This window comes from Pseudomonas sp. YH-1 (assembly GCF_051990045.1).
GTDB classification, from domain to species: domain Bacteria; phylum Pseudomonadota; class Gammaproteobacteria; order Pseudomonadales; family Pseudomonadaceae; genus Pseudomonas; species Pseudomonas nicosulfuronedens.
In genome coordinates this window covers 2,945,416-2,955,957 of record NZ_CP178184.1, presented here as the reverse complement: position 1 = coordinate 2,955,957, position 10,542 = coordinate 2,945,416, and the positions used below count along the sequence as shown (strand labels likewise).

Here is a 10,542-nt window from a genome sequence, read left to right as displayed (position 1 = left end):
GTTCGTCTATGCTCGCGCGAGCGATCCCGCACTCGTACAGGACCGTTCATGTTCAAGACCATCGAATCGGAAGTCGTGAAACAGCACGTTTCACCTGAACTGCGCGCCGAGTTCCTGCAACATGATTTCGAGCGGCTAAAAGGCTTCAGCCTGCTGGTATTCGGCATCAGCATCGGTATCTGGCTTCTCTTCGACCTGATCGTCAGCTTCCAGACCGGCCAGGGTTTCAGCTACATCTCGCTACTGTTCCTCGCCGCCTTCCTCGTCCTCTTCGCCCTCACTGCCGCCGTCCGCCGCGCCCTGCACTTCTACCTGATCAACTTTGCCTTTGTCGTGACTTTTGCCTGGGGAGCCCGCCTGCTGATCGAGGGCATACCCAGCGACGTCCGCCAGGCCTGGCTGGTGATCTGCGCCTCCACCGTGCTTTACAGCGCGACGGTATTGCCGCTGAACCGCCCGGCCTTCTTCGCGGTATTGCTCGTCACCTGGGTGCTGCTCAACCCGTTCCTGGGCAACGTGCCCGAGTTCAATGTGCGGCACAGCATGCTGATCTGCTATCCGGTCTTCATCAGCGCGCTCACGGTGTACATCTTCCACCACCTCAGCCAGGCCAAGCTGCACAACTACGCCATGGCCCGTCTGCTGCTGGACCAGGCCTACATCGATACCCTCACCGGTATTCCCAACCGCCGCTCATTCATGGCCCGGGTGGGCAAGCGTCTGGAAGAAGACGGCGAGCAACGCTACCTGGCGATGATCGACATCGACCATTTCAAACGGGTCAACGACACCTACGGCCACGACATCGGCGACGAAGTACTGACCCGTGTCGCGCTGGCGATCAAGCATCAAATGGGTGACTTCGAATTCGCCCGGCTGGGCGGCGAGGAGTTCGGCCTGTACCTCTGGGGCCTGAATGCCGACCAGGCGCAGGCGCGGCTCGAGCAATTGCGCCAGGCCACCGCGGACTTGCCCGGCCACCCCAACGTCACCATCAGCCTGGGCCTCGCCCACCTGAGCCTGGAGGGCAGTCTCAGCGAAGCGTTGATCAAGGCTGACAAGGCGCTCTACAGCTCCAAGCACAATGGCCGCAATCGAACGACCTATTCGCCCTGAGTAGAACGAAAAAGGCCCGCATAGGCGGGCCTTTTCATACTGGTGTCCCGGAGAGGGGTCGAACCTCCAACCTTCCCCTTAGGAGGGGGACGCTCTATCCAATTGAGCTACCGGGACAATCGGGTCGGCATGTTAACCACCGACAAGCGATTTGTCATGCCGCCGCCACCGACGCGGTCCATAATTTCGCCGTCAGCCGGAGAAACGCCATGATCACAGACGACGGTGCCCTGCCCGATTCCCCTTTCGCCACCTTCGATGTGCGCGTCGCCACGGCAGACGATGCGGCGGCCCTGGCTCCGCTGCTGCAGCAACTGGGCACGCGTGACCCGCTGCCCGACACGGCGTTGCTCGCCCTCGCCCTGAGCGATCAGCAACCTTCGCGGGTGACGCTGATCGCCGAGCGCGATGGAGCCTTGCTTGGCACCTGCACGTTGCACCTGATCGAACACATCGCCCACGGTTTCGCCCGCTCGGCGATCCTCGAGGACATGGTGGTGGACAGCCGCGCACGAGGCCAAGGCATCGGCCAGGCGCTGATCGGCCGGGCCGTGGAATGGGCGCGGGATTGGAAGTGCTACAAGCTGGCCCTCTCCAGCCACCAGGACCGGGAAATGGCGCACCGCTTCTATGCGGCGATGGGCTTCGCGCCCCACGGTGTCAGCCTCTCACTGAACCTGGACTGAACTCAGCTGGCCTGGGCATCCGGGGGAGCGAGCAGGTCCAGCAGATGACCGACCGTTACCTCCAGGGACACCGAGTTATCCAGCTCCACCAACGGCCCCGGCAGGCCATCGGCGAAGTGCGCATTGCGCGCCAGGCGCTCCTCGATTTCCGCCAGCGTCTCCCGTCCGCGCTTGAGCAGGCGTTGACGCAACACCTCGGAGTCAACCTTCAGCAGCACGGCGATCAACTGCGGATAACGGCGACGAGCCTCGGGCAGGTACTTGCGCGAACCATTGACCAGTACGTCATGGCCGGCGGCCAGCCAGTCATCGATTTCGCGGGGAATGCCATAGTGCAGGCCATTGGCGCGCCAACTCATGGCGAACGCACCGGAGCGCTCCAGTTCGCTGAACTCGTCGACGCTCACCGAGTGAGCTTCTTCACCATGCGCCTCGGCGGAACGGGTGATGACGCGCCGGACGATCCGGCAATCCATCGCGGCCAGCGGAACGCTGGCGGCCTGCAACACGCTGTCCTTGCCAGAGCCCGAAGGGCCCATCAGGAAAATCAGTCTGCCTGGGGTCATGAGACTCTCGGTGCGCCGGCGGCTCGGCGCTACTTCAATTCTGATCCGCGGGGCGGATAATACTCCGAGCCTTGTGCGATATCAGTGAAAACACAATATCAACGGCCGCCGACCCGGCTTTCCCTGACTCATCATCGGGCGCTGTGCCATCATGGCTATCCGCGACGAAGTGCTCTCATCAGACTGCCCAACGGCAGACAGGCTCACGGCACATATCGACTACGCTGACGGATATGGGCAAATCGCCAGCTTTCCCTTTAACTCCCATCCAAAGAAGGGTCTGCCTAGGCGGTCTCATTTCGGACGATTGGTGCTGGCATTTAGCCTTCACCCGAGACACAATATGCCGAAGGTTTGACGTCAAGTTATTGGATATTTTTCAAAAGCTTTGACGACGCGCTGAACGGCCACTGGAAATCGCTGTCAAAGGGCCTGAACGAACGCTGACCCATGGCATCGGCCTCCCTGACTTACAGGTTTAAAGTATGCGCCCATTGAAACAGGCAACCCCCACCTACTCCAGCCGTACCGCTGACAAGTTCGTCGTACGTCTGCCCGAAGGCATGCGTGAGCGTATCGCCGACGTCGCTCGCAGCCACCACCGCAGCATGAACTCCGAGATCATTGCGCGTCTCGAACAGAGCCTGCTGCAGGAAGGTGCCCTGCAGGACAACCTGGGCATCCGCCTGGACAGCCCGGAACTCAGCCTGCACGAGCGCGAACTGCTGCAGCGCTTCCGCCAGCTGACCCATCGTCAGCAGAATGCGCTGATCGCGCTGATCGCGCACGATGCCGAGATGGCACAGAACGACGCCTGATTCGTTCGCGACACCCGAAACAGCCGGCCTCGAGCCGGCTTTTTCATGCCCGCGATTTACCGGCGCCATGCAATGGCAGACACAAAAAAGCCGCCTCGCGGGCGGCCTTTTCGGCGGAGCTGGCGCTACATCAGGAACAGCGTAGCCAGTCCGAGGAAGATGAAGAATCCGCCACTGTCGGTCATGGCGGTAATCATCACGCTGGAGCCCATGGCCGGGTCGCGCCCCAGGCGCAACAGTGTCATCGGGATCAGCACGCCCATCAGCGCAGCGAGCAGCAGGTTCAGCGTCATGGCGCCAGTCATGACCGCGCCCAGCTCCCAGTTGCCGTACAGGTAGAAGGCGACCAGGCCGATCACCCCGCCCCATACCAGGCCGTTCACCAACGCCACGCCCAGTTCCTTGCGCAGCAGGCGGTTGGCACTGCTGGTCTGGATCTGGTCCAGGGCCATGGCGCGGACAATCATGGTGATGGTCTGGTTGCCGGAGTTGCCGCCAATACCGGCGACGATGGGCATCAGTGCAGCCAGCGCCACCAGCTTCTCGATGGACCCTTCGAACAGGCCGATCACCCGTGAGGCGATGAAGGCGGTGACCAGGTTGGTGGCCAGCCAGGCCCAGCGGTTGCCGACCGACTTCCAGACCGAGGCGAAGATGTCTTCCTCTTCGCGCAGACCGGCCATGTTCAGGACTTCGCTTTCGCTTTCCTCACGGATCAGGTCGACCATCTCGTCGATGGTCAGACGGCCGATGAGCTTGCCGTTCTTGTCCACCACAGGGGCAGAAATCAGGTCGTAACGCTCGAACGCCTGAGCGGCGTCGTAGCCATCCTCGTCAGGCGTGAAAGTCACCGGGTCGGTGGCCATGACCTCGGCCACGTCCTTGTCCGGGTCGTTCACCAGCAGCCGCTTGATCGGCAGCACACCCTTGAGCACGCCGTCGTAGTCGACGACGAAGAGCTTGTCGGTGTGGCCCGGCAGTTCCTTCAGGCGACGCAGGTAGCGCAGCACCACTTCCAGGCTGACGTCATCGCGGATGGTGACCATCTCGAAGTCCATCAGCGCACCGACCTGGTCTTCCTCGTAGGAGAGCGCCGAGCGCACACGCTCGCGCTGCTGCTGATCGAGGCTTTCCATCAACTCGTGGACCACATCGCGCGGCAGTTCCGGCGCGAGGTCCGCGAGTTCGTCGGCGTCCATGTCCCTGGCCGCGGCGAGGATCTCGTGATCGTCCATGTCGGCGATCAGGGTCTCCCGCACGGAGTCGGACACTTCGAGGAGGATGTCGCCGTCGCGCTCGGCCTTGACCAACTGCCAGACCGTCAGGCGGTCGTCTAGCGGAAGGGACTCGAGGATGTGGGCGATGTCGGCCGGGTGCAGCTCTTCCAGTTTGCGCTGGAGTTCCGCCAGGTTCTGGCGGTGCACGAGGTTTTCGACGAGGTCTTGATGCTGGCCTTCCTGACGGTGCGTCAGGTCTTCCATCAGCTTGTGCTTGTGCAGCAGGTCGACCACCTGGTTCAGGCGGTCCTGCAGGCTTTCCTGCGGCTTCTTGGCTTCTACTTCGGTCATAGCACGCTCCACCCCCAGTGGCAGAACGGGCCAGAGGGGATCAATACATCAGGTCGTGTGTACGCAATCGGGGTTCTGAGTAACTACTGGGTAAGTCCATGGTGGTGTCCCATGCGCCCATCGAGGGCAGATGCGGGAAATGATAACACTCCGGGGTGTAATAGGCGTTACAAAATGGCGGCCAGAACAATCGCTTGCGGGCGAAAGTTCACTGGCGAATCACTGCCCGGTTCGACGCCCGAAAGCTCCCACAGGACACCCGGCCCCAACTGACAATTTCCACTCCTAGGCTGCAGGCAGGCCCGCCATCACGGAGGAAACCATGCGCCTGCCTGCCCTGCTCTGCTCACTCCTGATTCCACTCGTACCGACCAGCGAGGCGGCCTCGGTGTTCCGCTGCACTGCGGCCGACGGCAGCGTGCTGTTCAGTCAGTATGGCTGCCCGGTGGAGCGGCAGCAGGAAATCCAGGAGGCGAACAACCCCACACCCGGCAGCGGCGAGCCGGTGCCAATGGCAAACCCGCAGGAGCCTGCCCTTCAGAAGCCTGTAGCGCGCAGCAAGGGCCAGAGCAAGGAGACCGAGCACGAGTCAGTTGTGGTTGTCGGCGAACAGCAGAATGGCTGCGGCAACCGCGTTACGGGCAACACACGGCGCAAGGCGATCATCGAGGGGCGCGTGAGGACGGGAATGACGCGTCGCGACGTGGAAAGCGCCCTGGGGAGGCCAGACAGGGTCAGCCAGCACAACGAGACGTTGCGCTATCACTACGAAGCGGGCAAGAAACAGGGCGCACGCACCGTAACCTTCGACGAAGACGGTTGTGTGATGGGTAAGGCGAAACGCTGAGCGCACAGACCATGTTTTCGAAGGCAAAGAAAAAGGGCCTGCATTTCTGCAGGCCCTTTCGTATATGGCGCACTCAGGAGGATTCGAACCTCCGACCGCTCGGTTCGTAGCCGAGTACTCTATCCAGCTGAGCTATGAGTGCGTCGTTGGCAAAGTTTAACCAGATTCACCAACTGGTTGCAGCTAATGACCTTTCAGCCCTTTCGCCACTGAAGCCCCGCTTTCGCGTTGCCTCGTATATGGCGCACTCAGGAGGATTCGAACCTCCGACCGCTCGGTTCGTAGCCGAGTACTCTATCCAGCTGAGCTATGAGTGCGCTGATGAGGGCGCAAATTCTAGAGCGATTCTTCTGACCTGTCAACAAGATTTTTCAATCTTTTCAGTCACTTACGTAACCGGACAACTCATCGCACCAGGAGATGCAATGGCGGAGAGGGGGGGATTCGAACCCCCGACACCCTTTTGAGGTGTACTCCCTTAGCAGGGGAGCGCCTTCGGCCACTCGGCCACCTCTCCGCAACACGGGGCGCATGATATCCATGTTTTCCCCGTTTGCAAAGGAAATTTTAGAAAAATTTTAGAAAAATTAATGGTTTGGTTCTTGGTCTTTCTCTTTCTGGATGCGCTGGTAGATTTCCTCACGGTGCACGGCGACTTCCTTCGGAGCATTCACACCGATGCGCACCTGATTTCCTTTGACGCCCAGCACAGTCACGGTGACGTCATCACCGACCATCAGGGTCTCTCCGACCCGGCGAGTCAGAATCAGCATTCCTTTCTCCTTACGTGTTACGGGATAAGCAGTCTGCAAAAAAAGAAATGGTGGCAGATTCGTATAGATCAAGTGCACGAATCCTTCACCCAAGTATTGACCAGTCCTGCCGGAAAGAAAGTTCCTGACAGCCGGTCAAAAACGACAAAAGGCGCGGGTTAGCCGCGCCTTTCGATTATTGCTCCCCTTACTCGCCCTGTCGGGCCGGGGCGTCGAGTTCGAAAGCGGTGTGCAGAGCACGGACCGCCAGCTCGAGGTACTTCTCTTCGATAACCACGGACACCTTGATTTCCGAGGTGGAGATCATCTGGATGTTGATGGTCTCCTTGGCCAGGGCTTCGAACATGCGGCTGGCAACACCGGCGTGGGAGCGCATGCCGACGCCGACGATGGAAACCTTGGCGATGTTGGTGTCGCCTGTCGCTTCGCGCGCACCGATGGTGGTGGCGGTCTGCTTGAGGATTTCCAGGGCGGCCTGGTAGTCGTTGCGGTGCACGGTGAAGGTGAAGTCGGTGGTGTTATCGTGCGCGACGTTCTGCACGATCATGTCGACTTCTACATTGGCGGCACTGATCGGGCCGAGAATCTTGAAAGCAACGCCGGGGGTATCCGGTACGCCACGGATGGTCAGCTTGGCTTCGTCGCGGTTGAAGGCGATGCCGGAGATGATCGGCTGTTCCATGGATTCCTCTTCATCAAGGGTAATGAGGGTGCCCGGACCCTCCTGGAAGCTGTGCAGCACGCGCAGCGGGACGTTGTACTTGCCGGCGAATTCCACCGAACGGATCTGCAGCACCTTGGAGCCGAGGCTGGCCATTTCCAGCATCTCTTCGAAGGTGATCTTGTCCAGGCGACGAGCCTGCGGCACGACGCGGGGGTCAGTGGTGTAGACGCCATCGACATCGGTGTAGATCTGGCACTCATCGGCCTTCAGTGCCGCCGCCAGGGCTACGCCGGTGGTATCGGAACCGCCACGACCCAGGGTGGTGATGTTGCCCTGCTCGTCCACACCCTGGAAGCCAGCGACCACGACTACGCGGCCGGCTTTCAGATCTGCGCGAATGTTCGCATCGTCGATGCTCAGGATACGCGCCTTGGTGTGGGAACTGTCGGTCAGGATGCGGACCTGGTTACCGGTGTAGGAAACCGCCGGCACGCCACGCTTCATCAGCGCCATGCTCAGCAGGGCGATGGTTACCTGCTCGCCAGTGGAGACCATCACGTCCAGCTCGCGCGGAATCGGCTGGTCCATGATCTGTTTCGCCAGACCAATCAGGCGGTTGGTCTCGCCGCTCATGGCGGATACCACCACGACGATGTCGTCGCCCGCCTCACGGAATTTCTTCACCTTCTCGGCTACCTGCTCGATTCTCTCGACGGTGCCGACGGAGGTCCCTCCAAACTTCTGTACGATCAAAGCCATTTCAAAAGCCGCCTGATTCCTGAAGGGCGCCCATTAAACATGCATCACCGCATGCTGCCAAGGCCCGCCGGACGCGCTGCGGGCCCCGTATTTCAGGGCCTTTAGAGGCCCTGTTCGACAAACTTGACTGCCAGCGCCAGAGCTTCGTCCAGCTTGCCGGCATCGACGCCACCACCCTGGGCCATGTCCGGACGACCACCGCCCTTCCCGCCCACGGCCGCAGCGGCCTGCTTCATCAGATCGCCAGCTTTCAGCTTGGCGGTCAGGTCCTGGGTCACACCGGCCACCAGCACGACCTTCTCTTCGAACACACCGCCCAGCAGGATCACGCCGCTGCCCAGCTTGTTCTTCAGCTGGTCGACCAGCGCCAGCAGCGCCTTGCCGTCCAGACCGTCAAGACGCGAGGACAGCACCTTCACGCCGCCAACGTCGACAGCAGAACCCGCCAGATCGTCGCCGGCCGCGCTGGCAGCCTTGGCCTTGAGCTGTTCCAGCTCTTTTTCCAGCTGACGGTTGCGCTCGATCAGGCCGGAGAGCTTGTCCAGCAAGTTGTCACGACTGCCCTTGACCAGGCCGGCCGCTTCCTTGAGCTGCTCTTCGGCACCATTGAGATAGGCCAGCGCAGCGCCGCCGGTGACCGCTTCGATACGGCGCACGCCGGAAGCCACACCACCTTCGCTGGTGATCTTGAACAGGCCGATGTCGCCGGTGCGGGACACGTGGGTACCGCCGCACAGCTCGACGGAGAAGCTGCCACCCATGCTCAGCACACGCACCTGGTCACCGTACTTCTCGCCGAACAGCGCCATGGCGCCCTTGTTCTTGGCGGACTCGATGTCGGTCTCTTCGGTCTCGACCTCGGAGTTCTTGCGGATTTCGCTGTTGACGATGTCTTCCAGCTGCTTCAGCTGCTCGGGCTTGATCGCCTCGAAGTGGCTGAAGTCGAAGCGCAGGCGTTGGCTATCGACCAGCGAGCCCTTCTGCTGGACGTGCTCGCCCAGTACCTGGCGCAGCGCGGCGTGCAGCAGGTGGGTCGCGGAGTGGTTCAGCGCGGTGGCCTGGCGCACGGAGGCATCGACTTCGGCTTTGACAGCCGCACCGACACTCAGGCTGCCCTGGGCAACCACACCGTGATGCAGGTGCGCGCCGCCAGCCTTGGTGGTATCGCGAACGTCGAAGCGCACGCCGGCACCCTGCAGGTAACCACTGTCGCCGACCTGGCCACCCGACTCGGCGTAGAACGGAGTCTGGTCGAGGACGACCACGCCCTCCTCGCCTTCGCCCAGTTGCTCGACGGCCTTGCCGTCCTTGAACAGTGCGATGATCTGGCCAGCACCGGAAACACCCTGATAGCCGAGGAAGCGGGTATCGCCGTCGACTTTCACCAGGCTGTTGTAGTCCATGCCGAAGGCGCTGGCGGAGCGGGCGCGCTCGCGCTGGGCTTCCATCTCGCGCTCGAAGCCTTCCTCATCAAGGGTCAGGCTGCGCTCGCGGGCGATGTCGTTGGTCAGGTCGACCGGGAAGCCGTAGGTGTCGTACAGCTTGAACACCACGTTGCCGGGGATGACGCTGCCCTTGAGCTCGGACAGGTCCTGCTCGAGGATCTTCAGGCCCTGCTCCAGGGTCTTGGCGAACTGCTCTTCCTCGGTCTTCAGCACGCGTTCGATGTGCGCCTGCTGCTGCTTGAGCTCGGGGAAGGCTTCGCCCATCTCGCCAACCAGCGCGGCAACGATCTTGTGGAAGAAGGTACCCTTGGCGCCCAGCTTGTTACCGTGGCGGCAAGCGCGACGGATGATGCGGCGCAGCACGTAGCCACGGCCTTCGTTGGACGGCAGCACGCCGTCGGCGATGAGGAAGCCGCAGGAACGGATGTGGTCGGCGACCACTTTCAGCGACGGCGCGTCGTCATTGGCGCAGCCGATGGCGTCGGCCGAAGCCTTCAGCAGGCTCTGGAACAGGTCGATCTCGTAGTTCGAGTGGACGTGCTGCAGCACGGCGCTGATGCGCTCAAGGCCCATGCCGGTGTCCACGCTCGGCGCCGGCAGCGCGTGCATGACGCCGTCAGCGGTGCGGTTGAACTGCATGAAGACGTTGTTCCAGATCTCGATGTAGCGATCGCCGTCTTCTTCCGGCGAACCGGGCGGGCCGCCCCAGATGTCGGCGCCGTGGTCGAAGAAGATCTCGGTGCACGGGCCGCACGGACCGGTGTCGCCCATCGCCCAGAAGTTGTCCGAAGCGTAGGGAGCGCCCTTGTTGTCGCCGATGCGGACCATGCGCTCGGCCGGAATGCCGACCTCTTTGGTCCAGATGTCGTAGGCCTCGTCATCGGTGGCGTAGACGGTGACCCAGAGCTTGTCCTTGGGCAGGTTCAGCCATTTGTCCGAGGTGAGGAATTCCCAGGCGTAGGTAATGGCGTCGCGCTTGAAATAGTCGCCAAAGCTGAAGTTGCCCAGCATTTCGAAGAAGGTGTGGTGGCGCGCGGTGTAACCGACGTTTTCCAGGTCGTTGTGCTTGCCGCCGGCACGCACGCACTTCTGGCTGGTGGTGGCGCGGGTGTAGGCGCGCTTTTCCAGACCCAGGAAGCAGTCCTTGAACTGGTTCATGCCTGCGTTGGTGAACAGCAGGGTCGGGTCGTTCGCGGGGATCAGCGAACTGGACGCTACGCGGGTGTGCCCCTTCTCTTCGAAGAAGCGGAGGAAGGCTTCACGGATTTCAGCGCTTTTCATAGGTTCTTCCACGGAAAAA

At 61.6% G+C, this 10,542-nt stretch carries 9 protein-coding genes and 4 tRNA genes; 4 read left to right on the top strand and 9 right to left on the bottom strand.

What is annotated here, in order from left to right; genetic code table 11:
- Positions 1–48 precede the first annotated feature (48 nt).
- A complete protein-coding gene (locus tag ACKI1H_RS13810; protein WP_440468622.1) occupies positions 49–1,116 on the top strand; it encodes a diguanylate cyclase domain-containing protein in 1,068 nt (355 codons plus the stop codon).
- Between the two features lie 40 nt (positions 1,117–1,156).
- On the opposite strand, the gene ACKI1H_RS13805 is transcribed toward ACKI1H_RS13810, so the two are convergent.
- A tRNA-Arg gene (locus ACKI1H_RS13805) sits at positions 1,157–1,233 on the bottom strand.
- Positions 1,234–1,325: 92 nt separating this feature from the next.
- Here ACKI1H_RS13805 and ACKI1H_RS13800 point away from each other — a divergent pair.
- Entirely contained in the window at positions 1,326–1,802 is a 477-nt protein-coding gene (locus ACKI1H_RS13800; protein ID WP_138522532.1) for a GNAT family N-acetyltransferase, read from the top strand.
- A 2-nt stretch (positions 1,803–1,804) separates the two neighbouring features.
- On the opposite strand, the gene phnN is transcribed toward ACKI1H_RS13800, so the two are convergent.
- A complete protein-coding gene (gene phnN, locus ACKI1H_RS13795; RefSeq protein WP_440468621.1) occupies positions 1,805–2,368 on the bottom strand; it encodes a phosphonate metabolism protein/1,5-bisphosphokinase (PRPP-forming) PhnN in 564 nt (187 codons plus the stop codon).
- Positions 2,369–2,853: 485 nt separating this feature from the next.
- Between phnN and amrZ the strand changes: the two genes are divergently transcribed.
- Positions 2,854–3,186: a transcriptional regulator AmrZ gene (amrZ, locus tag ACKI1H_RS13790; protein ID WP_017517196.1), complete on the top strand. Its 333-nt coding sequence runs from the start codon at positions 2,854–2,856 to the stop codon at positions 3,184–3,186.
- A gap of 125 nt (positions 3,187–3,311) precedes the next feature.
- Here the strand turns inward: amrZ and mgtE are convergent, their stop codons facing one another.
- Positions 3,312–4,754, bottom strand: a complete 1,443-nt coding sequence (gene mgtE / locus ACKI1H_RS13785; protein WP_138522536.1) for a magnesium transporter — start codon at positions 4,752–4,754, stop codon at positions 3,312–3,314.
- A 322-nt stretch (positions 4,755–5,076) separates the two neighbouring features.
- Here mgtE and bamE point away from each other — a divergent pair, with 322 nt between their 5' ends.
- The gene (gene bamE / locus ACKI1H_RS13780) at positions 5,077–5,601 is read left to right on the top strand and encodes an outer membrane protein assembly factor BamE domain-containing protein (RefSeq protein WP_440468620.1); all 525 of its coding nucleotides are present in this window, start codon (positions 5,077–5,079) and stop codon (positions 5,599–5,601) included.
- 65 nt (positions 5,602–5,666) lie between these two features.
- On the opposite strand, the gene ACKI1H_RS13775 is transcribed toward bamE, so the two are convergent.
- The 6 genes from ACKI1H_RS13775 to alaS all read right to left on the bottom strand — a co-directional run bounded on the left by ACKI1H_RS13775 (position 5,667) and on the right by alaS (position 10,523).
- Positions 5,667–5,743 (bottom strand) — tRNA-Arg (locus ACKI1H_RS13775).
- Positions 5,744–5,841: 98 nt separating this feature from the next.
- Positions 5,842–5,918: transfer RNA gene (locus ACKI1H_RS13770), tRNA-Arg, on the bottom strand.
- 109 nt (positions 5,919–6,027) lie between these two features.
- Positions 6,028–6,118: transfer RNA gene (locus ACKI1H_RS13765), tRNA-Ser, on the bottom strand.
- Between the two features lie 70 nt (positions 6,119–6,188).
- Entirely contained in the window at positions 6,189–6,374 is a 186-nt protein-coding gene (gene csrA, locus ACKI1H_RS13760) for a carbon storage regulator CsrA (protein WP_003085981.1), read from the bottom strand.
- Between the two features lie 187 nt (positions 6,375–6,561).
- Positions 6,562–7,797 carry an aspartate kinase gene (locus ACKI1H_RS13755; RefSeq protein ID WP_081517979.1) on the bottom strand — a complete coding sequence of 412 codons (1,236 nt, stop codon included), beginning with the start codon at positions 7,795–7,797 and terminating at the stop codon, positions 6,562–6,564.
- A gap of 101 nt (positions 7,798–7,898) precedes the next feature.
- Positions 7,899–10,523: an alanine--tRNA ligase gene (gene alaS / locus ACKI1H_RS13750; protein WP_138522540.1), complete on the bottom strand. Its 2,625-nt coding sequence runs from the start codon at positions 10,521–10,523 to the stop codon at positions 7,899–7,901.
- Positions 10,524–10,542: the final 19 nt, after the last annotated feature.